This window comes from Muriicola jejuensis (genome assembly GCF_010671595.1).
GTDB lineage: Bacteria > Bacteroidota > Bacteroidia > Flavobacteriales > Flavobacteriaceae > Muriicola > Muriicola jejuensis.
On sequence record NZ_JAABOP010000004.1, the window covers coordinates 117328 to 140530 of the forward strand.

At 48.7% G+C, this 23203-nt stretch carries 20 protein-coding genes; 11 read left to right on the forward strand and 9 right to left on the reverse strand.

Annotated elements, in window-relative coordinates; all coding sequences use genetic code 11:
* Window positions 1-71: 71 nt before the first annotated feature.
* From GWK09_RS12460 to GWK09_RS12470, 3 genes are all read right to left on the reverse strand, one after another.
* A complete protein-coding gene (locus tag GWK09_RS12460; RefSeq protein ID WP_239530929.1) occupies window positions 72-755 on the reverse strand; it encodes an OmpA family protein in 684 nt (227 codons plus the stop codon).
* Between the two features lie 11 nt (window positions 756-766).
* The gene (locus GWK09_RS12465) at window positions 767-1249 is read right to left on the reverse strand and encodes a lipocalin-like domain-containing protein (RefSeq protein WP_163693792.1); all 483 of its coding nucleotides are present in this window, start codon (window positions 1247-1249) and stop codon (window positions 767-769) included.
* 114 nt (window positions 1250-1363) lie between these two features.
* Window positions 1364-3340, reverse strand: coding sequence for an alpha-ketoacid dehydrogenase subunit alpha/beta (locus tag GWK09_RS12470; RefSeq protein WP_163693793.1), 1977 nt, complete (start codon window positions 3338-3340; stop codon window positions 1364-1366).
* A 130-nt stretch (window positions 3341-3470) separates the two neighbouring features.
* Here GWK09_RS12470 and GWK09_RS12475 point away from each other — a divergent pair, with 130 nt between their 5' ends.
* The 5 genes from GWK09_RS12475 (at window position 3471) to GWK09_RS12495 (ending at window position 7572) form a co-directional block, all read left to right on the forward strand.
* Complete coding sequence (locus GWK09_RS12475; RefSeq protein WP_163693794.1) at window positions 3471-4421, forward strand: isopenicillin N synthase family dioxygenase; 951 nt, start codon at window positions 3471-3473, stop codon at window positions 4419-4421.
* A gap of 23 nt (window positions 4422-4444) precedes the next feature.
* Window positions 4445-4774: a translation initiation factor gene (locus GWK09_RS12480; RefSeq protein WP_163693795.1), complete on the forward strand. Its 330-nt coding sequence runs from the start codon at window positions 4445-4447 to the stop codon at window positions 4772-4774.
* Between the two features lie 137 nt (window positions 4775-4911).
* Entirely contained in the window at window positions 4912-5844 is a 933-nt protein-coding gene (locus GWK09_RS12485) for a DUF1835 domain-containing protein (RefSeq protein ID WP_163693796.1), read from the forward strand.
* Window positions 5845-5851: 7 nt separating this feature from the next.
* On the forward strand, window positions 5852-6724 hold the full coding sequence (locus GWK09_RS12490; RefSeq protein WP_163693797.1) for a nucleoside phosphorylase: 873 nt from the start codon (window positions 5852-5854) through the stop codon (window positions 6722-6724).
* Window positions 6721-7572: a substrate-binding domain-containing protein gene (locus GWK09_RS12495; protein WP_163693798.1), complete on the forward strand. Its 852-nt coding sequence runs from the start codon at window positions 6721-6723 to the stop codon at window positions 7570-7572. Before GWK09_RS12490 ends, GWK09_RS12495 begins: the two co-directional genes overlap by 4 nt.
* On the opposite strand, the gene ung is transcribed toward GWK09_RS12495, so the two are convergent.
* Window positions 7559-8224: a uracil-DNA glycosylase gene (ung, locus tag GWK09_RS12500; RefSeq protein WP_163693799.1), complete on the reverse strand. Its 666-nt coding sequence runs from the start codon at window positions 8222-8224 to the stop codon at window positions 7559-7561. The two genes, GWK09_RS12495 and ung, sit on opposite strands and share 14 nt — an antisense overlap.
* 152 nt (window positions 8225-8376) lie before the next feature.
* Between ung and GWK09_RS12505 the strand changes: the two genes are divergently transcribed.
* Window positions 8377-9297 carry a mechanosensitive ion channel family protein gene (locus tag GWK09_RS12505; RefSeq protein WP_163693800.1) on the forward strand — a complete coding sequence of 307 codons (921 nt, stop codon included), beginning with the start codon at window positions 8377-8379 and terminating at the stop codon, window positions 9295-9297.
* Window positions 9298-9311: 14 nt separating this feature from the next.
* Here GWK09_RS12505 and GWK09_RS12510 read toward each other — a convergent pair whose 3' ends face one another.
* Window positions 9312-10298 (reverse strand): DUF6340 family protein, encoded by a 987-nt coding sequence (locus GWK09_RS12510; protein WP_204260448.1) that lies wholly within the window; start codon window positions 10296-10298, stop codon window positions 9312-9314.
* A gap of 290 nt (window positions 10299-10588) precedes the next feature.
* Here GWK09_RS12510 and GWK09_RS12515 point away from each other — a divergent pair, with 290 nt between their 5' ends.
* Both GWK09_RS12515 and GWK09_RS12520 read left to right on the forward strand, forming a co-directional pair.
* A complete protein-coding gene (locus GWK09_RS12515) occupies window positions 10589-12760 on the forward strand; it encodes an endonuclease MutS2 (protein ID WP_163693802.1) in 2172 nt (723 codons plus the stop codon).
* Window positions 12760-13167 (forward strand): thiol-disulfide oxidoreductase DCC family protein, encoded by a 408-nt coding sequence (locus GWK09_RS12520; protein ID WP_163693803.1) that lies wholly within the window; start codon window positions 12760-12762, stop codon window positions 13165-13167. The genes GWK09_RS12515 and GWK09_RS12520 overlap by 1 nt, the downstream gene beginning before the upstream one ends.
* A gap of 16 nt (window positions 13168-13183) precedes the next feature.
* Here GWK09_RS12520 and GWK09_RS12525 read toward each other — a convergent pair whose 3' ends face one another.
* Complete coding sequence (locus GWK09_RS12525) at window positions 13184-14530, reverse strand: dicarboxylate/amino acid:cation symporter (RefSeq protein ID WP_163693804.1); 1347 nt, start codon at window positions 14528-14530, stop codon at window positions 13184-13186.
* Between the two features lie 61 nt (window positions 14531-14591).
* Complete coding sequence (gene aroC, locus GWK09_RS12530) at window positions 14592-15656, reverse strand: chorismate synthase (RefSeq protein ID WP_163693805.1); 1065 nt, start codon at window positions 15654-15656, stop codon at window positions 14592-14594.
* Between the two features lie 222 nt (window positions 15657-15878).
* Between aroC and GWK09_RS12535 the strand changes: the two genes are divergently transcribed.
* A complete protein-coding gene (locus tag GWK09_RS12535) occupies window positions 15879-16733 on the forward strand; it encodes a UDP-2,3-diacylglucosamine diphosphatase (protein WP_163693806.1) in 855 nt (284 codons plus the stop codon).
* Window positions 16734-16736: 3 nt separating this feature from the next.
* Here GWK09_RS12535 and GWK09_RS12540 read toward each other — a convergent pair whose 3' ends face one another.
* Window positions 16737-19649: an FAD-binding and (Fe-S)-binding domain-containing protein gene (locus GWK09_RS12540; protein ID WP_163693807.1), complete on the reverse strand. Its 2913-nt coding sequence runs from the start codon at window positions 19647-19649 to the stop codon at window positions 16737-16739.
* Window positions 19650-19739: 90 nt separating this feature from the next.
* Between GWK09_RS12540 and GWK09_RS12545 the strand changes: the two genes are divergently transcribed.
* Together GWK09_RS12545 and GWK09_RS12550 are read left to right on the forward strand one after the other, a co-directional pair.
* Window positions 19740-20240 (forward strand): hypothetical protein, encoded by a 501-nt coding sequence (locus GWK09_RS12545; protein ID WP_163693808.1) that lies wholly within the window; start codon window positions 19740-19742, stop codon window positions 20238-20240.
* A gap of 100 nt (window positions 20241-20340) precedes the next feature.
* The gene (locus GWK09_RS12550; RefSeq protein WP_163693809.1) at window positions 20341-21450 is read left to right on the forward strand and encodes a TlpA disulfide reductase family protein; all 1110 of its coding nucleotides are present in this window, start codon (window positions 20341-20343) and stop codon (window positions 21448-21450) included.
* Between the two features lie 67 nt (window positions 21451-21517).
* Here the strand turns inward: GWK09_RS12550 and GWK09_RS12555 are convergent, their stop codons facing one another.
* Entirely contained in the window at window positions 21518-23164 is a 1647-nt protein-coding gene (locus GWK09_RS12555; RefSeq protein WP_163693810.1) for an LVIVD repeat-containing protein, read from the reverse strand.
* Between the last annotated feature and the right edge of the window lie 39 nt (window positions 23165-23203).

A 23203-nucleotide genomic window follows, 5' to 3' on the forward strand; every position in this document is an offset into this window, starting at 1 on the left:
GTGAAAGATACAGAAAGCACCAATAAAAAACCCGACAAAATTGCCGGGTTTATCAAAGTGACTGGATATTCCTATCCTTTGGTTTTTTGTATAGCCTCCTGTTTGAGTTCCTCACTGGCGATGATCCCCAGTTCAACCCTCCTGTTCTTGGCTTTGCCTTCAGCGGTTGCGTTATCGGCAATCGGCTGTGTTTCTCCATACCACTTGGTGGTAAATCGGCTGGCATCAATGCCCTGGCGGACCAGGTAATTGGTCACGGACTCAGCCCTGAGTTTGGAGAGTCCCATATTGTATTCGTCGCTCCCTGCACTGTCGGTGTGACCTTCCACGAGGATCACGGTCTTTGGATATTCCTTAAAAATCCCGGCGAGTTTATCCAGGGTCTCAACTGAGGTTCCTTTGATATCGGATTTGTTGGTGTCAAAATACACCCCGGCACCCTGACTAAAAGTGACGTTGATCCCTTCACCCACACGGGTGACCTCTGCTCCGGGGATCTCTTCCTGTATCCTTTCCGCCTGGCGATCCATACGGTTCCCAATGTAACCTCCGGCAGCACCTCCTACGACGCCTCCTATGATCGCACCGAGGACGGTGTTCCCTTTCCCTACGTTGTTACCGATCACGCCGCCGATCACAGCACCCCCTGTGGCACCTATGACGGCACCCTTCTGGGTGTTATTGGCATTTTTAACGGTATTACATCCCAGCATCAGGCTGAAGATGATCAATAAAGCTCCTGTTCTTCTTATCATGGTATCCCTTTTTATTGTTTAGTGAATTCGTACACCAGCGTTACGGGCTTGGCGTCTACGGTGACATTTGATTTTAGCGTCATTTCAGATTCAGTCAGACGGGCGATGTTGAGTCGGTACCCGAGGCCACCTGAAACGTCATTCCTTTTTTCGTCAATGAATTTAAATTGCAGCTGATTCGTATAATTTGCGGGATTGCTCACCACAGACCAACGGATATAGCGGTCCCCTCCCTGACAGAGACTCCCCTGCTGTATGGTATAGCGACCAGTGCTGTTGTTGTCCCGGAAAAACCAGTTACTCCCTTCAAAACAAATGGCATCCGCATCATTGAACAAGACCGATTTAAACATTCCCTGGTTATTTTCATATCGCACATCATTCAGGATCCAGGTGCCGCTCAGCATATTTCGTTGATCCCTTACCTCCTTAGAGACCCCGCACGAAGCCAGGAATATCCCGAATAAGATCAAAATCAAACTTTTCTTTAACATATAAGTGTATTTAGTATTCGTTCTTATATACGCATAAACCATCTATATAGTTTACTGGCCGTGCATTTTAATTAGAAAAAGAGGATTACTTGATAAATGGAAATTCGATTTGCTTCAATAGGCCAGTAATTGCCTTATTTCTTTGAGGATCCTGCCTTTGGGCAGATACATCTCCTCCAGAGGTCTGGCAAAGGGCACAGGAGTCTCCAGGCTTCCGATTCTTTTGACAGGGGCATCGAGATATTCAAAGCATTCCTCCATGACCGAAGCAGCAATATCGCTGGCTATTCCGCCAAAGAGGGTATCTTCCTGGATGACCATGCATTTTCCCGTACGCCTGACAGACGAGAAAATCGCAGGAAGGTCCAGGGGCTGTAGCGTTCTGAGGTCGATCAGGTCTGCCTTGATGTCCGGGTTCGCCTTCAAAATCTCCAGTGCCCAGTGCACTCCGGCACCGTATGTGACCAGGGTAATATCCTCCCCTTCCCGCAGGAGGTTTGCCTTGCCGAATGGGAGGGTGTAATAGGAATCGGGCACTTCCTGATATACACTGCGATAAAGGGCCTTGTGCTCAAAAAACAATACGGGATTGGGATCATTTATGGCCGTGGCCATGAGCCCTTTCGCGTCATAAGGAAAAGCGGGATAGGCGATCTTGAGCCCGGGGGTTTTGGTAAACCAGGCCTCATTGGTCTGGGAATGGAATGGCCCCGCCCCTACTCCTGCGCCACAGGGCATCCTGATGACCACATCGGCAGGTTCGTTCCAGCGGTAATGCACCTTGGCCAGGTAGTTCACGATAGGGTTGAAACCACTGCTTACAAAATCCGCGAACTGCATCTCCATAACGGCCTTCATCCCGTTTATGGATAGTCCCATGGCCGCTGAAACCACCGCAGATTCACAGATAGGGGTATTTCTGACCCTTTCCCTTCCAAAGGCCTCCACGAATCCTTCCGTAACCTTAAATACACCTCCGTATTCCGCTATATCCTGTCCGAGAATGACGAGATTGGGATGCTGCTCCATGGATTGACGCAGGCCGGCCGAAATAGCATCGACCAAACGAATATTCGTTTGTTTATCAGATGGTATAATATCTTGATATACAAATTCTTTATATACATCACTTATTTCAACACTTTCAGATGATTTTATCGCTTCCTCCTCGAAGGCGAGTTGCAGATTTTCATCGATTTCATGTATGAATTCCTTCTTTATGTCGACCTCTATTTCCTCCGTAAGGATCCCTTCTTCTTTAAGATAGACCGCATAATTTTCAATGGGGTCCCTGGCTGCCCATTCGTCCAGCAATGGCTGGGGCACGTATTTGGTGCCACTGGCTTCCTCATGCCCACGCATGCGGAAGGTCTTGAACTCCAGCAGGACCGGCCTGGGTCTTTGGCGCAGGCTCCGGCTGAGGGCCATCACGCGGGTATATACCTCCAGGATATTGTTCCCGTCTATGATATAGGATTCCATCCCATATCCCTTCCCTTTGTCTGCGATGTGTTTGCATTTAAATTGCTCGCTCACCGGTGTGGATAGGCCGTATCCGTTGTTCTCCACACAGAAAAGAACAGGGAGGTTCCAGACAGCGGCAATATTCAGGGCTTCGTGAAAATCTCCCTCGCTGGTAGCCCCTTCTCCTGTGAATACAGCGGTCACTCTTTTGTTGTTTTTAAGAAGGTCTGCCAGGGCAATGCCATCGGCCACCCCGAGCTGTGGGCCGAGATGGGAGATCATCCCTATGATCTTATACTCCTGTGTGCCGAAGTGAAAACTGCGATCCCTCCCCTTGGTAAATCCGCTTTTCTTGCCCTGCCATTGAGAGAAAAGTCGGTTCAGGGGCACCTTCCTTGTGGTAAAAATACCCAGATTCCTGTGCATCGGAAGAACGTACTCCTCAGGGTCAAGGCACAGGGCAACTCCTGCCGAGATGGCCTCCTGTCCTATCCCGCTGAACCATTTGGAGATCTTCCCCTGCCGTAACAGGATCAGCATTTTTTCTTCGATCATCCTGGGTTTAAGCATAGCCTTGTAGAGCTCCAGGAGCTTTTCTGAAGAGAGGCCATGATGTTTGAATTGCATGATATTCGATCTAGGGTAGGTCCGGATTAATGGCGTAAATGTAGCAAAATTGACAAGAAGAACACCAAGGGCCTGAAGATCATTTTCGTCAGGGAATTTAGTACCTTTGAAGGGTTCGAAAATCAAAGATATGAATGCAATTCCCAGTGTGGACCTGAGAGACTACCTCTCGTCAGAGCCCGAGAAAAGACAGAAATTCGTGAGGGAGCTCGGAGGAGCCTTCGAGGACATCGGTTTTGTGGCCCTCAGCGGTCATTTCCTGTCAGAGGAGCTGATCGCCTCCCTGTATTCCGAGATCAAGAAATTCTTCGCCCTCCCTCAGGAGGTCAAGGATCAATACGAGATTGAAGGTATAGGCGGCCAAAGGGGATACACCTCTTTCGGAAAAGAACACGCCAAGGGAAAGAAGGAGGGAGATCTGAAAGAGTTCTGGCATTTTGGACAATACGTGGAGGACGATCCAAAGTTGCTGGCAGAATACCCTGCGAATGTGGAGGTAAAGGAGTTGCCCGACTTTAATGTGGTTGGAAAGGAAGCCTATAAAATGCTGGAGAAGACAGCCAGATATGTGCTCCGGGCACTGGCCCTCCACCTCGAACTGGAGGAGACGTATTTCGACCACTATATCCGGAATGGGAATTCCATCCTCAGACCTATCCACTATCCCCCTATCACGGAAGAGCCCAAAAACGCGGTCAGAGCCGCGGCCCATGGAGACATCAACCTGATCACCCTTTTGATGGGAGCACATGGCAAAGGGCTGCAGGTGATGAACCACAAAGGGGAATGGGTCGATGCCATCGCCAGGCCCGATCAACTCATGATCAACGTGGGGGATATGTTGTCACGGCTCTCCAACAACAAACTCAAATCGACCATCCACCAGGTGGTAAATCCCCCCAGGGAATTATGGGGAAGCTCCAGGTATTCCATACCATTCTTTATGCATCCCATCAGCGAAATGCCTCTGAATTGCCTGGAACACTGTATAGACGAAGAGCACCCCAAGTTGTACGAGGATATCACAGCAGGAGAGTTTCTCCACGAGCGGTTGATAGACCTAGGACTTATCAAAAAGTAGATGATTCTGGTGAAATTTTCAGTATGGACCTTCAAGACCAACTAAAGAACCTCTTTCCGGACCACATCCCTGAAAAGGATGAAAGTAAGCCAAAACCTAAGTCCAGATTCTGGTTGCAGGAAGAGCCTGTACTGTGCAAATACGAAAAGCGGAAAGGGAAACCAGTTACTATTCTGGAGGGGTATAACGGATCTGACAAGGACCTCAAAATCCTAGCCAAAGAACTAAAGACCCTTCTAGGCGTAGGTGGCTCCTTTAAAGACGACAAGATCATCATACAAGGGGATTACAGGGACAAGATCATGGAATTTCTGCAGGAAAACGGCTTTAAAACCAAGCGCGTCGGGGGATGATCCACTAAAGATTACCGTATCGGTATTGACCCCATTGAAGTCATTGATCCAAACCCAGGTTATGTGTTAATTATTTTAATCTTTATCGATTAAATGTTACTTTTAAGGGTCGAAACCTAATCAACAACTTCATTTGCATGAGCACTCAGCTACATATTACCAATGGAGATAGTTTTACACAACGCCTGAAATCTCTCCCGTTTAAAGGTGATATCATTACCTGGAGGGAAATGCTTTGCGAAGGGAAGACGGAGACCAATGTCGGCAGTGAATCCTTCTGGAAAACGCGGTTCGAGTACCTGCACAAGAATTACAACGTCAGCAAATCCTGGTTTATAGAGAAGACCTTAAAGGAGTATCGCTCCCTCTGCAATCACAAGCAACAGGACGAGATCATCCTCTGGTTTGAATACGACCTTTTCTGCCAGATCAATATGATCGCCGTGCTGAGCTGGCTGAAGACCCACAGAAGGGATGCGCAGATCTCCCTGGTATGCAGCGGAGATGAAGACGGTACCGAGAAGATGTACGGGCTTTGCGATGTGGACGAGGAAAAATTGCAAACCCTCTATAACAAACGTATTTATCTCACTCAGGACGACATCGAATTCGCCGATTACATCTGGCAACTGTATTGCAGTGACAACCCGATCAGGCTGGAGAACATGTCCGATTTCGAACATTATCATTTCGACTACCTATCTGAAGCCATCAAGGTGCATCTTAAACGCTTTCCTTCTGTCAGGAACGGGCTGAATGAACTGGAGAACCGGATTCTGGCCCTGTCTGCCGAACACAAACCCAAGAGCAAAAAGGAGCTCATTAAGACCGTCCTGTCTCACCAGGGGTATTACGGTTACGGGGATACCCAGTTCGAGCGGATGATCACCGGCCTAAAACCTCTCTTTTCCACTTTTAACCCCGTCAGACTCTCTAAAAAAGGCAAGGACATCCTGGAAGGAAAAACCAGTTTTTATTCCCAGATCAGGGATAATGAGTCCTATCTGGGTGGAGCACTGAAATACAACTTCCTGTTCAACGATGAATCAGGTCGCATCCTAAAACTATAACCCAAGCATGCATCTCGGCCCTTCAGAACTCATCCTGAACCAGGATGGAAGTGTATACCATTTAAATCTCTTACCCGAAGACATCGCGCATACAGTAATCCTCGTTGGGGATCCGGACAGGGTGGAACGCGTATCACGTCATTTTGACCAGGTCGAGATCGAGAAGCGCAAAAGGGAATTCATCACACATACCGGAAGGTACAAGGGTAAGCGGTTAAGCGTACTTTCCACAGGGATCGGGACAGACAATATCGATATTGTACTCAATGAACTGGATGCGCTCGTGAATATCGATCTTGTAAATCGTAAAGTGCACAAAAATAAGCAAGTACTTAACTTCATCCGAATAGGAACTTCAGGAGCTGTACAGGCTGAGATCCCGGTAGATTCTTTTCTTTTAAGCGAATACGCCCTGGGTTTTGACAGTGTCCTTCGCTATTATCGAGGGCAGGCGGAGCGACTGACGGAATTCGAAGACGCCTTTATGGAACAAACAGGATGGGATCCGGAAAAATCCCGACCTTATGCGGTCAGCTGCAGTGAGTTTCTGCTCGATCACTTCACTGAAGATCGGATCTGCCTGGGGTTTACCGGAAGTAATGTGGGGTTTTACGGGCCGCAAGGAAGGCATCTGCGACTACAGGCGGCAGATCCCAAATTACATGAAAAGCTCGCCTCTTTTTCTTTTCAGGGAAGGAAACTTACGAACTTTGAGATGGAGACCTCGGCCTTGTATGGCTTATCCTCTCTCATGGGCCATAGAGCGATTTCTATGAATGCCATCATCGCGAACCGGGCTACTACTACTTTTTCAAAAAACCCAAGAAAAACCGTGGATCAACTGATTAAATGGAGCCTTGATAAAACTTTGCTGCTTTGAAAAAATTCAGGATAGCGGGCGTCCCCGAACACTTTAATCTGCCGTGGCATATGGCCATAGAGGAAGGGGCTTTTGCAGACCGGGGGATAGACCTCCGGTGGGAGGACGTGCCCGAGGGTACCGGGAAGATGTGTTCCATGCTGGGGTCCGGGCAGGCGGATATGGCCGTGGTCCTTACAGAGGGTGTGATCAAGAACATTGCGGATGGAGGCGACCTGAAGATCGTTCAGGGGTATGTAGACTCCCCCTTGCTGTGGGGTATACACGTGGCCGAAGAGAGCCGGTTTAAGGCGATCTCGGACCTGGAAGGCACCAGGGCAGCTATCAGTCGATTTGGCAGCGGCAGCCACCTGATGGCCAGTGTCATGGCAAAAAATGAAGGATGGGAAGTAGACAGGCTTGCTTTTGAAGTGGTCAACACCCTTGATGGAGCTGTAAAAGCCCTGCAGGATGGGAAGGCCGATTTCTTTATGTGGGAACATTTTACGACCAAACCCCTTGTAGTAAAGGGCATTTTTAGGAGATTGGGCGATTGCCCCACGCCCTGGCCCTGTTTTGTCATCGCTGTATCGGGGGATACCCTGAAATCCAACCCCGGTTTGATCCGGCATATCCTCGAAGTGATCAATGTTTATACGGTAGATTTCAAACGCATCCCCAGTATAGACAGGACCCTGGCGAACCGATATAAACTACCCCGTGAAGATGTGAATACCTGGCTGGGGCTTACCCGTTGGACACAGGATCAAATTAGTGCTCAAATAATTGAGGATGTACAAGATACACTTTTTAATTTAAACCTTATATCTAATAATATATCCCCTGAAATAGCCCTTACCAGGCTATAGGCTTCTCCCCTTTCGCTTTTAGGAATTCATTGGTGCTGCTGAAATGTTTGTTGCCGAACCAGAGCCCGCGGTTCGCACTTAAGGGGGACGGATGACCCGAAGTAAGCACGTGGTGTTTCCTCCTGTCTACCAGGGAAGCCTTTTTTTTGGCATACCCACCCCATAGGAGAAAAACTAGGTCCTGTCTGTGCTCCGAAAGGATCCGTATCACAGCATCCGTGAATTGTTCCCATCCCTTGTTCTGATGGCTGCCGGCCTGCCCTGCCCTGACCGTCAGAATGGCGTTGAGCAGCAGAATTCCCTGGTCTGCCCACCTTTCTAGGTTCCCGCTTTTAGGATAGGGAATACCGACATCCTGTTCCACTTCTTTAAAAATGTTAATGAGTGAAGGGGGATGTGAGATCCCCTCCCTGACGGAAAAACAGAGTCCGTTTGCCTGCCCCGGTCCATGGTAGGGGTCCTGCCCCAGGATAACCACTTTGGTGTGATCAAAGGCACTGTGATCAAAGGCTGCAAAGATTCGATTTCCCCTAGGATAACAGGTATATCGGCTGTATTCATCCCGAACGAACTGGGCCAGAGACCCAAAATAGGGTTGATTGAATTCTTCTTCCAGGTAGGGCTTCCAACTTTGATGGATATCGACCTTCATAGGACCTTTTGATTTCGCCGTAAAAATACAAAGTGTACCTGCTTTAATTAGACAATGGCGAATTATTAATGTAATTTTATATTGCATTCAGGAGGGCTGAGCATTCTTGAAAGTTCCTCCCTTTGGAATACCACCATCACAACTTGGGCGATATGAACACCTGGGAATCCATACAATACTGGCTCACTGAGCATCCAACCTCCTCTCAGATCTTCAAATACGTACTCTGGGTAGTCATTATCGTATTCCTCCTGCAATTCGCGCGCAGGACCCTTAAGAAGCGACTTCCCAACACGGATACCCGATATAAATCCCAGAAGATCATAGAGACCATTGGGTATATTTTACTGATCATCCTGACGATCTCCTATTTTACTGGCAATATCAAGGATTTTACCCTGGCGATCGGCCTCCTTACCGCGGGGATCACCATCACACTGCAAGAGCTTATCCTCAGTATCGCAGGCTCCCTCTTTATTTTTTTCGTCAAGGTGTATCAGCCTGGTGACCGCATAGAGATCAATGGAATCAAGGGAGACGTGATCGATATCAACAGCATGTACACTACCATGATGGAGATAGGGCAATGGATCAGTAGTGACAACTACAGCGGCCGGATCGTGAAACTCAGCAATGCGTTTGTCTTCAAAGGGCCGGTCTATAATTATTCCCAGGATTTCCCCTTTATCTGGGACGAATTGAATCTGCCCATCCGCTATGGATCGGACGTGGAAATGGCCAAGAAAATAGTGATTGAGGTCGCCCGGGAAGTACTGTCCGAGTACGTTCAAAAGTCGGTGGAACAGTGGAAACACGTGGTTGAAAAATACTATATTGAGGATGCCATTGTGGATCCCACCCTGGCCATAACCCTGACCGATAACTGGATCCGGTTCAACCTAAGGTATATCGTAGATTACAAGAAAAGACGCCACACCAAGAATCGTCTCAATGAATTGATCAAAAAGGCTTTTGATGACAGCGATGGAAAGGTACAGCTTGCCTCAGCTACTTTTGAGATCGTGAACATCCCGGTACTTGATATCAAAAAAGGGGATACTCCAAGGGCCTGATCGCTTTTCAGGGTTTACTTATTAAGAAGGGCAATCGCCTCCCATTGCTTTTCTGCCTCGCTTTTCTGAATGGCAGATTTTTTAAGGCCCTCCAGGCAGTTCGAATGCCGTTTTCCCTCTTCGTGGGAATTCGCCTGAATGGCCCATTCGATGGCTTTTTCCAGATCGCCCTTTATTTCGTAAAGCACAGCCATGTTGTGGCATGCTCTGGCCCTGATGGCCGACTTCCCATGGCTCAGGTTCATTTGCCAGAGGCGGGCCGCTTCCAGCCAGTCCGCTTCCAGGACGGATCCCTTGGCCTGTACCAGCAAAGGGGAACCCTTGGTGTAGATCTCCCGCTCCACTGCTTTGTTGGAGGGTTTCAACCGCATACCATAGGTGCTGCCGCTCCCCCTGCTCCTTGACATCAGAGTATCTGCCCTATCCGTCATAGCTCTGAGGGCATTTAGTGCGTACTCCCCTTTGGCCTGGGTTATGACCTGCTCGTTGACTTCAATTTCATCGAGCACCTTTTCTTCAAATGGGTCGTAGATGCGCCATCCATTTTCTATGAGGGTCTCCAGGGTAAGTTCCTTGGCCGGTATCTTCACCCGGGTCCTGAGCATATCCAGTTCTTCCATGGAGGATCTCTTTTCCGAGATCCTGGTATCTGTCTGGTAAAAAGCCAGGGAAAACACGGCATCGAGCTGATTCTGCATGCAGAGCTCCTTCAGTGCTTTCCAGGGTATTGATTCGGTCTTGCTTTCTTCAGTGCTCCAAAGAGAGGAAGTGTTGTTGAGGATCATCACCGTGTCGAATCGCCTGTCCTTTTGCAGCTCCGCCATCAGGCCTTCCAGAGCAGCACGGGTCCCTTCTTTCGTGAGTCTTTGATCTGTGGCTTTGACCAGGGCCTCAAGGGAAGCGATATCCGTGTAGGCATCCTTGTTTCCCACCTCATTGACAATACCAATACGCTTCATGTCCTTGGACAGGACAACGGGTGCCGGCTCGAGATTATACACCGTAACGGAGTAGGTGCTTTTACAAGCTGCCGCTGCAAAAAAAATCATCAAGAGGGAAGCCCATCTTCGCATTCTTTCTTTTTTACCTTTTAGATTAGGGTTGATACGCGATAAAATAACTCCTGAAGACCCTTGTTTATTGCCTTTTTCCCGGTATCAAGTGGTGAAAACCCGATTTTTAGAGGTGAAATCTGTAGTTGTCCTTGAAGAACTGGTTTTCAGGTATGATTTGCCTTGCCCTGGGGTAAAATGGAGTCTATTGTCTACCTTTGTGCGTCGTTTCAGAAAATATGGATACGTATCTACAAAAAAGCATACAGGATCTGGAGTTCGTAACCGTTACGAAGCAACTTTCAGCGCGCTGCAATACGGAATTGGGAAAGTCGAAAGCACATGCCCTGGAACCCCTCGTGGAAGAAGCCGAGATCCTGAGGCTTTTAGGGGAAACATCTGAATACCTGTCCTCGTTTGATAACAATAACAGGATCCCCAATCACGGATTCGACTCCATTAAAGGGGAACTCGACCTGCTCAGGGTGGAAAATACGACTCTTGAGCTTTCCGGGTTCAGGAGGATCAGACACCTTTGCCTCACAGTTGGGGAACACAAAAAGTTTTTCAAGAAATTCAGGGAATATTACCCTTTGTTGTTCGAATTCACAGAATCCGTGGAACTCCTGGGAGAGATCCCGGAAATGATCGATGGGATCATCGACAAGTTCGGCAATGTGAAGGATTCCGCCTCCCCTGAACTGAACAGGATACGACAGGAGATGGTCCTGGTTAGGGGGAAGATCAATCAGAGTTTTGGAACCGCCCTGAATACCTACCAGGCTTCAGATTTCCTGGATGAGATCAGGGAGTCTATTGTTGACAACCGGCGGGTACTGGCCGTGAAATCCATGTACCGCAGAAAGGTCAAAGGTGCCGTACTGGGCACCTCAAAGACCGGGAGCATTGTCTATATAGAACCTGAAGCCGTATCCAGGTATTCCAGAACCCTGAACAACCTCGAATTTGATGAAAAGGAAGAGGTACAGCGTATTCTCAATGCCCTAACATCCCAGATACGCCCCTTCAGAGCGGATTTAAGGGACTATCAGAATTTTTTGGCTGATATGGATGTAACTGCAGCTAAGGCCAAATACGCCTTGGATACCAGGGCCATAAAACCGGAGATCAACCATACTCGAAAGCTTTTTCTGAGGGATGCGTACCATCCCCTGCTGTATCTCTCCAACAAAAAGGATAAAAGACCCACCTTTCCTCAGACCATTGAACTTCATCCGGAAAACAGGATCATCGTGATCTCCGGACCCAATGCGGGTGGAAAGAGTATCACCCTGAAAACCATTGGTTTGCTCCAGCTGATGTTGCAAAGCGGGATGCTTATCCCGGTGCACGAACGAAGTTCATTCTGCTTGTTCAAGACCATTCTTACGGATATAGGCGATAACCAGTCCATTGAAAACCACCTGAGTACTTACAGCTACCGGCTGAAGAACATGAAAAATTTCCTAAAGAAATGCAACGGTGAAACCCTTTTCCTGATAGACGAGTTCGGTACGGGAAGTGATCCCGAGCTAGGAGGGGCTCTGGCCGAAGCTTTTCTGGAGGTCTTTTATGAAAGGGAGGCCTATGGTGTGATCACCACCCATTACGCGAACCTGAAGGCGCTGGCCAATGAACTCCCCTGCGCTACCAATGCCAATATGCTGTTTGACAGCACCTCACTTCAGCCTACTTTTCAGCTCGAACTGGGTCAGCCCGGCAGTTCATTCACCTTTGAGGTTGCACAGAAGAACGGCATCCCTTACAGCCTGATAAACAAGGCCAAAAAGAAGGTGGAAAAGGGCAAGATCCGATTTGATGCCACCATTGCAAAGCTCCAGAAAGAGCGGACAAAAATGGCCAGAACAGGGAATCGACTCCAGGAAGAGGAGATCAAAGCGAGGGAAGAGGCTGAGAAACTCGAGAAACTCAATGCCAAGATCAAGACCAAGCTCGAAAATTACCAGGAGTTATACGACTTCAATCAAAGGATGATCTACCTGGGAGAGAAGGTGAACAAGATCGCCGAGAAGTACTTTAGAGACAAGAAGAAGCGTCCTCTGATCTCCGAATTCCTCAGGCTGGTAGAAACCGAGAACAGCAAGCGCAAAAAAAGATCCGCCAAAGAGGTAGAGGAACAGGAAACAAAAAAAGAAGTGGTTTCCCGTGAACTGGAGAAAGAGGTGAAGACCATCAGGAAGAAGAAGGAGAAGGTAAAGAAGAAGGAAGAGGAAAAGGCGAGGTCTAAGCCCCGTCCTGTTTTCAGGGTTGGCGACAGGGTAAGGCTTTTTGACGGAAAGGCGGTAGGCAGCATCGATAGCCTTGAAAAGAACAAGGCCGTGGTAAACTATGGGATGTTTACCACGAACGTGAGTATAGACCAGTTGGAGTTGGTAGAAGGGAAGAAATAATGGGAGAAGAAGAAAAAAAGATCATACTTTTTGACGGAGTTTGCAACCTCTGCAATAGCTCCGTGCAGTTCGTGATCAAAAGGGATAAAAAGGATCTCTTCAGGTTTGCGGCCCTGCAAGGCGAGATAGGTGAAAAACTGGTTAAGGAAAGGGGGATAGATACCTCCCAGATAGATTCCATCATCCTGATCGAACCGGGGAAAGCCTATTACGTGAAATCAGAGGCTGCGTTGAGGATTGCCCGCACCCTGCCCGGTCTGTGGCCTTTCATGGGAATTTTCCTGTGGTTGCCATCGGGATTGAGGGACCTGGTGTACGACCTGATCGCCAGGAACCGTTACCGCATCTTTGGCAAGAGGGATGCCTGTATGGTTCCCACGCCCGAATTGAAGAGGAAATTCTTATAGGATCTCCGGATCAGGATCACTCCTCATTTTTCTTTTTGGGCAAGACCTCGTCCAGATGGTCATTCCATTCGCGAACCACCGGGACCAGTTTCCTCCCCAGAGATTTGGAGACCATCATGGAGACGGTGGCATCTCCGGTGACGTTCACCACGGTCCGGAGCATGTCCAGCGGCCTGTCTACTGCAAAGATGAGCGCGAGTCCAATCGCGAGTTTGTCTGCGGGAAATTTAATGGCTTCAAGCACGATCACCAGCATGACCATCCCTGCACCCGGCACTGCGGCAGAACCTATGGAAGCCAGCAGGGCGGTGAGGACGATCATCAACTGATCTGTAAGGCTGAGATCGAACCCAAGGGCCTGGGATATGAAAACGGCTGCCACACCCTGATACAGGCTAGTCCCGTCCATATTGATCGTGGCCCCTACCGGCAGCACAAAGCTCGAGATATCTTTGTTCACCCCAATGTGCTCCTCTACCCTTTCCATCGTCACAGGCAGGGTAGCCGCACTGGAACTGGTGGAAAAGGCCAATAGCTGGGCCGGGCTGATTTTCTTGAGGAAGGTCCAGGGGTTATATCTCGTAAACATACCCACGACCAGGCTGTAAAAAACGATCATAAGTACCAGGCCGAGCACTACAACCCCGGCGTACTTTAACAAAGCCAGCAAGAGATCCGGGTCCCCTGAGGTGACCACAACATTAGCCAGCAGGGCAAAAACCGCAACAGGGGCGGTGAGCATAATCAGATCGACCATCTTCAGCACCACCTCATTCAGGGTGTCGAAGAAATCCTTGAGCGGTTTGGATTTCTCCTCCCCTATCAACAACATGCAGATGCCCAGGAAGATCGTAAAGAAGATCACCTGGAGCATGAGTCCGTTGTCGCTCAGGGCGCGAAAAGCGTTATCAGGGACCATGTCTTCCAGGAATTGAAGCGGCCCTCCCTCCTTCTGCTTAAACGCTTCCTCCAGTTTGGAGGTCACCTCGGTATTTGAGGCATAGGTCTCCGTTAATTGATCGATGGTGTCCTGGGAAATCCCTTTCCCGGGTTGAAGGGAGTTCACCAGTAACAGGCCAATGGTGATGGCAATCACGGTGGTGAACATGTAAATAATTATCGTCCTAACCCCGATATTTCGAAACTGGGAGATGTCCTTCAGGTCTGAGATCCCCTTGACCAGGGATGCGAGGATCAGCGGAATGGCGATCAGCTTCAGGAGTTTGACGAAGATGCTGCCGAAAGGGTTGATCCAGTCCTGTACGAACTGACTACCCCAACTGGGATAGGTCATTACGAATCCGAAAATGATCCCAAGGACCATCCCGATCAAGATCTGCCAGTGCAATTCCAGTTTCTTCATAGATATTAATTTGAAAGGGAAACCAGGATTAACATCCCTGACCCCCCATTTGATTTTCGCTTTACGCTTTCAAGCTGCGGTTTAACAGGACAAAGTCGGCCAGGACGAGTGCCGCCATAGCCTCCACGATAGGTACGGCCCTGGGAACTACACAGGGATCATGCCTTCCTTTTCCTTTTGCCTGAACGGTATTTCCCTCCTTGTCTATGGTCTCATAGGCCTGGATCAAGGTGGCAACCGGCTTAAAGGCTACCCGGAAATAGATGTCCATGCCATTGCTGATGCCTCCCTGCACACCCCCACTATGGTTGGTCTTTGTGGTCCCATCCGGATTGAAGGCGTCATTGTGTTCACTGCCCTTCATACGGACCCCCTCGAAACCGCTGCCATACTCAAAACCTTTTACGGCATTGATAGACAACATGGCTTTCCCCAGCTGGGCATGAAGCTTATCGAAGACAGGCTCGCCCAGTCCAACAGGGACATTCCTGATCACACAGGTAATGACCCCTCCTATAGTATCTCCCTCTTTGCGAACCTCCCTGATGTGTTCTTCCATCGCTGCAGCTACCATGGGATCAGGACAGCGAACCGGATTGGAATCGGTCTTACCCAGGTCGAGTTCCTGATATTCTTTATTTAAAGTAATGCTTCCAACCTGGGAGACAAAAGCATTAATTTTCAATTCTTTTAAAAATTGTTTTGCGATGGCTCCTCCCACTACCCTGCAGGCGGTTTCCCTGGCAGAGCTGCGTCCTCCACCCCGGTAGTCCCGAAAACCGTATTTCTGGTCGTACACGTAATCCGCATGGGATGGGCGGTAAGAATCCTTAATGTGATCGTAGTCCCCGGACTTCTGGTTGCTGTTGGCGATCATGAATCCGATGGGGGTACCGGTGGTCTTTCCTTCGAAAATCCCGGAGAGAAAACGGACCTGGTCAGATTCTTTTCTCTGGGTAACAATGGCGGATTGACCGGGTTTCCTGCGGTCCATTTCTAGCTGGATGGCCTCCAGGTCTAGTTCAATCCCAGGGGGGCATCCTTCGAGGATCCCGCCGATGGCCTCTCCATGTGATTCGCCGAATGTAGAGAGCCTAAAGAGTGTGCCAAAAGAGTTGCCCGCCATGTCTGGTAATTTTGAAAACCTCTCCCGGGTCAGTTTTCTGTTCCTCGGAAGCCAAATATAGGAGTAATCGTTTCGCAAACCAAAATAGCTCCCCCTTAATGTTCGCTTAACTTACAGAGTCTTGTCTTAATTCAAATTTAACCTCTTCCCACACAAGGCTTCACCTTTTCTTAGCATTCAATTATGCCAATGGGTATAATTTTGCAGGTAAATGATCCTCCCTTGAAAAAACGCAAGATCGAAGTCGCGGTCATCTCTGATGTCCATTTGGGCTCGCCTGCCAGCCGGGCCGAAGAACTGCTCATCTACCTGAGCAGTATAAAGCCTAAGATCCTGGTGTTGAACGGCAATATCATAGAATCCACCCCTAACAGGAAGCACCCTTTTCCCAAAAGCCATATCAAGGTGATCAAAAAGGTCCTTTCCTTGCTGTCCGAAGGGACCGAGGTATACTACATCTCTGGAAATCAAGATGGCTTCTCAAGGAAATTCAATGGCAGCATGTTGAGCAAACTCCATTTTCAGGACCGGTTGATCCTGGACCTGGACGGCAGGTCGACATGCATCCTGCACGGCAGTTTGTTTGATACCTCCCCCTCCCTGGCGAAGTGGTTCGGAAGGATGGGATCTTTGGGGTTGAAGGCCCTCTTCCTGAAACACAGGCTGGAACAGAGATGGTTTAAGAGGAAGAGAAATCAGGTGGCGACCGGGATAATCAAAACCAAATCCATTACTTCCTCAGACTGCGCCCGCCTGAGCAAGTTCGACCGTTCCGCGGTGGAAATGGCCCTCCAGAACCAGTATGACACGGTGATCTGCGGATATAGCCATCAGCCCAGGAAATTTATGTTCGAGTCGCGCAAAGGGCAATGTCTTTACCTGAATTCCGGGGATTGGATTGAGCACCTCACCGCTATGGAGTATTCGTTTAAGCGATGGAAGCTCTACAACTTTAAACTGGATAAACTCACGGCCTTTTATGGGGATGAAGAATTGAGGGAAATCGGAATTTCGGAATTGCTTCAAAATTACGGGAATTCACCCGAGTCCAGGGAAAGGCCGAGAAACGCTTCCTGAGCCTTATCTCAACAGGGCAGCATTCAGTATGGACACCGGATGAAGGGCTTTTCTACCCGTCCCATCCCAGATCTGATGACGGCAACTGGTCCCGTTGGCAGCAAAAATGGTGTCCTGAGGCGCCCGGGCCACAGCTGGAAACAACCGAAGGCCGCCTATCTTCATACTGACCTCGTAATGTTCCTTTTCATACCCAAAGGAACCCGCCATCCCACAACAGCCTGAATTGATGATGGTGACCTTGTAGTTTTCTGGCAGATTAAGGATGTCGAAGGTCACTTTCTGGTCAGACAGGGACTTTTGGTGACAATGACCATGGATCTTGACATTCCTCGTTTCTTTGGTGAAGGATGAAGAGGACAGGTGGCCCTTTTCGATCTCTTTAGACAGGAATTCTTCCAGCAACAGGCTTTTTCCTGAGAGGGAGTTAAGTTTATCGGCATCCAGTCCGAAACGGTGATATTCATCCCTGAAACTAAGAACTGCCGAAGGCTCGAGTCCGACTACATACATTCCCTGTACCGTATAGGGATATAGGGCCTCGAGGTTTTTGCGAGCCATTTCCTTTGCCTGTTTTAAAAAACCTTTAGAAATAAAGGTACGGCCGCTCTCACCGAAATACAGGGTGATCTCGTATCCAAGGGAGTGCAACAGGTCTATGGCATCCCTCCCCACTTCTATGTCGAGGTATTGGGTAAATTCATCAATGTAAAGAACCAGCGCACCTTTTTTCCGGGAAGATAGGCTCGGTCTGGAGTCCAGATATCCTTGAAAATCGAATTGACGCGCTTTTGGGATACTTCGTTCGATGGCGACCCCGGACAATTTCTTGATGAGCCTGCCAGAGTATTTGCTCTGCAACAAGGAGCTGCTCAATCCCGGAAATTTGGAGGCCCAGCGGTTGGCCAAGGTGTTATAGGCAAAGAGCTTGTTCCGAAAGCTATATCCATGCTCTTCCTGATACTGGTAAAGGAATTCGGCTTTCAGCGTGGCCACGTCCACATTGCTGGGGCATTCGCTCCCACAGGCCTTGCAACTCAGGCAGAGGTCGAAAACCTCCTTGAGCTCAGGGGCATCAAACTTGTTGTCCTTTGGGTTGTGGGTCAGAAATTCCCTCAGGGCATTGGCCCGGCCCCGGGTGGTATCCTTTTCGTTCCTGGTGGCGTGATAGCTCGGACACATGGCACCTTTGGCCATCTCCGACTTGCGACAGTCCCCACTGCCGTTGCATTTTTCCGTCGCCCTGAGAATACCCCCGCTGTCACCGAAGTCTAATGCTGTACGGATCTCCGGTTCCTGCCTGTCTATCTCATAACGCAGGTTTTGATCCATGGGATATGGATCGACGATCTTTCCCGGGTTGAAAACATTCAAGGGGTCGAATACTCTTTTGATCCTCCGAAGCACTTCGTAGTTTTCCTCCCCTATCATCAGTGGTATGAATTCAGCCCTAACGATCCCGTCTCCGTGTTCCCCGCTAAAGGATCCCCTGTATTTTTTGGTGAGCTCGGCTACACGGGTGGTGATCTCCCTGAAAAGCCTCACATCTGCCTGTTTCTTAAGGTTCAGGATGGGACGGAGGTGAAGCTCCCCTGCCCCGGCATGGGCATAATACACGGCTTCCTGTTTGAATTCCTTCATGATACCGGTAAATTCCCCAATAAAGTCCTTCAGGTCCTCCAGGGCCACCGCAGTATCCTCTATACAGGCCACGGCTTTCCTGTCTCCGACCATATTTCCAAGCAGCCCCAACCCAGCTTTGCGCAACTCCAGGGCGCAGTTGATCTGCTCCCCGAGGAGCACCGGACTGGAATAGCTTTTCCCAGTCTTCGCTATGGTCTCTTGAAGGGTGTCTAATCGATCCTGCAGGTCCTCTTTTGAGGAAGAACGCACTTCCAGCATCAAAAGGGCTGCGGGATCCCCTTCCACGAAAAAACGGTTGGCCTGTTGGGTTTTGTTGTTCTTTGTACAGTCGAGAATGACCCTGTCCATCATTTCACAGGTATGCAGGTTGTGTGCCATAACAGGAGCCACATCCTCCAGGCAGTCCTCCAAGGTGGTGTAGTGGGTGACCACCATGGCAGAATGCGGTGGAGGAAGCACATCTAACTGCAGGGTAATCTCCGTGGTAAAGGCCAGGGTACCCTCACTGCCACAAAGCAATTTGCAGAGATTGAAGCCCGGATCCTCCCCCAGGAACAGCTCACTATCCAAAAGTGCATCTACTGCGTAACCCGTATTCCTTCTGTGGATGCTCTTTTTAGGAAATTGTTCCAGAATATTCTTTTGTATATTATTGTCTGATAATATATTAGATAATTCTTTGTAAATTTTAGCTTCAAGACTTTCTCCCCTGGTTTTCTCCTGGAATTCCTCTGTCTGGATCACCTTAAAAACAACCTCTTCCCCGTTCGAGAGGATGGTTTTGAGCGCTACCACCTTGTCACGTGTTACCCCGTACTGAATAGAAGTGGTCCCACTGGAATTGTTTCCCACCATTCCCCCTATCATGCAACGGTTGGAGGTAGAGGTGTTCGGGCCAAAGAAGAGGCCATGAGGTTTGAGGAACTCATTGACTTCATCCCGTATCACCCCTGGTTGTAAGGTTATTTGTTTGCGATCCAGATCCAAATCGAGCATGGAAGTGAAATGTCTTGAAACATCCACCACCAGGCCCTCCCCTACGCATTGTCCTGCCAGGGAGGTCCCTGCGGTCCTGGGAATCAGCCCCAACTCGTGTTCTTTTGCAAAAAGGATGATCTTTTTGAGGTCTTCTGAACCTGAGGGATAAGCTACTGCACAGGGCAATTTTCTGTATACGGAAGCATCCGTAGCATACAAACTTCTCGTAAGTATATCTGTATGTAAAGAACCTTCAAGGGTTGAACCTAATTTATCAAAGGGAATGTTTGGCAAGAAACCGAGCTTTTGAATGGATAAAATTAAGTTATTCTTAACACCGATACATGCTACAATCTGTAATTTTAACAATTAAAATTCCTAACTATGAAGTTGTTTAAACTAACTGTTTTTATGTTTCTCACGGCGACTTTCGCCTTGAGTGCCCAACAGATCTCTGACCATGCCCTCGGACTCCGACTCGGGGATAGCGATGGTTTCGGGGCAGAAATATCGTACCAGAAATCGGTGGGTCGTACCAACCGGGTAGAAATCGACCTGGGATGGCGTGACAGCCGAAACTATGATGCTTTCAAGCTCACTGGGGCCTATCAATGGGTAGAACCCCTGGACGGGAATTTCAACTGGTACTACGGCGTAGGTGGCGGACTTGGAAGCGTGGATTTTAACAGATGGCCTGATGGGTTCGATGAGCCAGACGGCGGACTCTTCATCTTTGGCGCGGGTGTGCTGGGAATCGAATACAATTTTGATATTCCCCTGTTGATCTCCCTTGATTTCAGACCGGAGATCGGCCTGATCGGTTATGATGATTTCTCGGATAATTTCGATTTCGACATCGCCCTGGGTCTGAGATATCAATTCTGACCCCGGCATCAAACCATAAAAGCCCTTAATCATAAGCATGTGTTAAGGGCTTTTTTATTGGGGCTCTTATCAGTACCTTTGGGCCGAAAATCAAACCAGAATGAAAACAATTTATTTTTCCCTTTTCCTTTCTTTGATCCTGTGGTCCTGCAATTCAAAAAAGGATGGTTATAACATTGAAGGATCCGTGGAAGGGGAAGAAACGGATGGGACGGAACTCACCCTCCGGAAATACGGGGACAACAACCAACTGATCACCGTAGATTCCGCCACGGTGAAAGGAGGAAAATTCGTCTTTGAGGGGGGAACTACGGAAAGTCCTGAATTACATTATATCTTTTTTGGCCGTGGGCAGGAAAACATCCCCATCATCCTGGAAAATGGAGACATAGAGGTTAGTGCAAAGCGCGACAGTCTGGGATTCGCCAAGATCGGGGGCACTTTGCAGAACGATCTCTTTTACGATTTCCTAAAAGGCAGCAGGGTGCTGAGTCGGAAAGCCTCGTCCATGAACCAGGACATGCGCAGAGCTCAGGCCAACCGGGATACTGTCACCATGAACTCCCTGAGGGAAGAGTATTTCGAACTCATGGAAGAAGCGAAGGGATATGAATTAGACTACGTAAAGAACAATCCGAACGCGGTGGTCTCCGCCCTGATCATCTACAGGATACTCACTACTAAGGCCAAGCCCATAACAGAAGTTCAGGCTCTGTACGACGCTTTGTCCCCTGAAATCAAATCGAGCAGTACAGGTCTAAAGATCAAGGAGACCCTAGACAAGGAAACGAGTACTTCCATAGGAGCCAGAGCACCGAATTTCTCTGCTCCTTCTCCGGAAGGAGAGGAACTGGCCCTGAACGATGTGTTGGGAAAAGTGACCATAGTGGATTTCTGGGCAGCATGGTGCAAGCCCTGCCGGGCCGAGAACCCAAACGTGGTCCGGGTCTATAACAAATACAAGGACAAGGGCCTCAGTATTCTGGGAGTTTCCCTAGACCGAAATGAAAACGACTGGAAAAAGGCCATCGAGGACGACGGTCTTACCTGGCATCACGTGTCCAACGTGCAGTATTTTGATGAGATCGCAAAATTGTACAATGTGGATGCCATACCGGCCACCTTTATCCTGGATGAGAATGGAATTATAGTGGCAAAGGACCTCAGGGGTGCTTCCCTGGAACAGAAGATCGGAGAGATGCTCCAATAGGCCATTAACACCAAGAATTAAAAAACCCTGACCGCAACGTCAGGGTTTTTTCTTTGAGGGGAACTTCTTATAATTTGTTTCTCACATCGGTGAAATTGCCCACCACGTTCACATTGTCACCCATTTTGACTTCACCGAAAATATTCACTACAGAATTATTGCCGATGAATTCCAAAGTGGAGTTATCCTCAAGATCCAGGTCTCCATATATGATAAGGTTACCCTCAATCCTGAGCGTAGCGCCTTTTTCGACCTTTATCTCCTTTTCCTTCTTATTGCTTCCAACACTGAGTGATCCGTTCATTTCCATAAGTGCATCGTCCTTTATGTCCAAGTCATTGCGAACGGTCCAGGATCCACACAATATAAGACTTCCCTCTACCGATATGGAATTGAAACTCTTTGCACCACTGAAGCCTGCGTTTTCGCCTCGATTGACAACCAGTTTGGCAGACCCCTTATAATCAGGAAGCGTGGCACACTGGGCTGCCAGGCTCAGAGACAGGCGATTCAGTTTTAAAATCTGAAGTCCTTCCTGCCCGGATGCGGCAAAGGCATAATCGCCTTTGGTTTGTACATAATTTATAGAGCCCCCCAATTGTATTACGCCATAGGGTTTTTTCGTGTCGCCTTCGTCATTGGAAATGGAAAGCCCGGCACCACCGTTGGCCATCAGGACCATTTCGCCGTTTATGGCCACCGCGTTGTTCACTATATCTCCCGTGGGTGGCTGCAGGGGATCTGTGATGATGGGAATATACTGCAGGAGTGTCCCGGAATCGTAGGAATAGACCCCGGCTCCTTTGGCTCCTTCAGCGACGATGATCTTGTCACCGTCAAAATCAACCGTCCTTTTAGTGTAGAGACCAAAATCAGAATCGACAGGGATTTCCATCTTCGGTTTGAGATTATCGTCCAGGATCCTGATCCCTAGATCAGCATCCAAAAGGGCCAGCCTGTTGTCGAACAAGGCGAGGGACCGCAGGTCTGTATATGCCTCTTCTTTTTTAATAGTCAAGTCTTTGGTGTCGTAGATGGTGACACTGCCGTTCTTCCCGCTGGTCACAAACGCTTCATTCTTCTCGACGACGATATCGGTGGCGTTGTCCCCGGGTTGGAATCCGTAGATGATTCCCGCATTTGTATCCATCACCCCATTAAAGACCGGAATCTTCGTGATAAATGAATTGGATGAGGCCGTAAAAGAGGCCGTTGCATCCAGTCCGCCTACCGCATAGAGAAATCCCTGGTGATATTGGAGTGAGTTAATATCGGCATTGGTATAAACGAGACGGGAAGTGATCTTGGGATTGTTGGGATCAGTGACATCCACAATATCAATGGCTCCTGAATAATCCTCCCCTGCTGTATTGTAAGCCACATAGGCAAAATCATCCTCTACATAGACGTGGGCGGCTGTTAGGGAGGTAACGGGTCCGAAAGTGGGCGGTAAGACCTGTCCGATCATAGTCATCGGATAGTTTCCCGCAGGCTCTTCCAGAGCTTTAGAGACCCTTTTCCCTGAAAAATTTTGGTCGATGCTGATATCAAGAACCCCGGCGTTTTCGAAAGTGACACTTCCTGATAAGGTGATGGGGTCGTTTTCCTCTACAATGCTTTGTCGCTGCTCGTCAATGAAGATAGTGGTCTCATCGCTGCAGGATACCAATAAAAAGTTGGCCAGTAAATAGGTTAGAAGTATTTCTCTTCTCATAAGTAGGTAATTTTAATGCTTTATTTCGGGCTTTACCTT

What these genes read in the sequence shown, in the direction of transcription:
- GWK09_RS12490 (WP_163693797.1), top strand. Translation starts at nt 5,852, where the DNA reads ATGCATCTCGGCCCTTCAGAACTCATCCTGAACCAGGATGGAAGTGTA.
- GWK09_RS12460 (WP_239530929.1), bottom strand. Translation starts at nt 755, where the DNA reads ATGATAAGAAGAACAGGAGCTTTATTGATCATCTTCAGCCTGATGCTG.
- GWK09_RS12485 (WP_163693796.1), top strand. Translation starts at nt 4,912, where the DNA reads ATGAGCACTCAGCTACATATTACCAATGGAGATAGTTTTACACAACGC.
- GWK09_RS12555 (WP_163693810.1), bottom strand. Translation starts at nt 23,164, where the DNA reads ATGAGAAGAGAAATACTTCTAACCTATTTACTGGCCAACTTTTTATTG.
- GWK09_RS12475 (WP_163693794.1), top strand. Translation starts at nt 3,471, where the DNA reads ATGAATGCAATTCCCAGTGTGGACCTGAGAGACTACCTCTCGTCAGAG.
- GWK09_RS12520 (WP_163693803.1), top strand. Translation starts at nt 12,760, where the DNA reads ATGGGAGAAGAAGAAAAAAAGATCATACTTTTTGACGGAGTTTGCAAC.
- GWK09_RS12505 (WP_163693800.1), top strand. Translation starts at nt 8,377, where the DNA reads ATGAACACCTGGGAATCCATACAATACTGGCTCACTGAGCATCCAACC.
- GWK09_RS12470 (WP_163693793.1), bottom strand. Translation starts at nt 3,340, where the DNA reads ATGCAATTCAAACATCATGGCCTCTCTTCAGAAAAGCTCCTGGAGCTC.
- GWK09_RS12480 (WP_163693795.1), top strand. Translation starts at nt 4,445, where the DNA reads ATGGACCTTCAAGACCAACTAAAGAACCTCTTTCCGGACCACATCCCT.
- GWK09_RS12465 (WP_163693792.1), bottom strand. Translation starts at nt 1,249, where the DNA reads ATGTTAAAGAAAAGTTTGATTTTGATCTTATTCGGGATATTCCTGGCT.
- GWK09_RS12550 (WP_163693809.1), top strand. Translation starts at nt 20,341, where the DNA reads ATGAAAACAATTTATTTTTCCCTTTTCCTTTCTTTGATCCTGTGGTCC.
- GWK09_RS12525 (WP_163693804.1), bottom strand. Translation starts at nt 14,530, where the DNA reads ATGAAGAAACTGGAATTGCACTGGCAGATCTTGATCGGGATGGTCCTT.
- GWK09_RS12515 (WP_163693802.1), top strand. Translation starts at nt 10,589, where the DNA reads ATGGATACGTATCTACAAAAAAGCATACAGGATCTGGAGTTCGTAACC.
- ung (WP_163693799.1), bottom strand. Translation starts at nt 8,224, where the DNA reads ATGAAGGTCGATATCCATCAAAGTTGGAAGCCCTACCTGGAAGAAGAA.
- aroC (WP_163693805.1), bottom strand. Translation starts at nt 15,656, where the DNA reads ATGGCGGGCAACTCTTTTGGCACACTCTTTAGGCTCTCTACATTCGGC.
- GWK09_RS12545 (WP_163693808.1), top strand. Translation starts at nt 19,740, where the DNA reads ATGAAGTTGTTTAAACTAACTGTTTTTATGTTTCTCACGGCGACTTTC.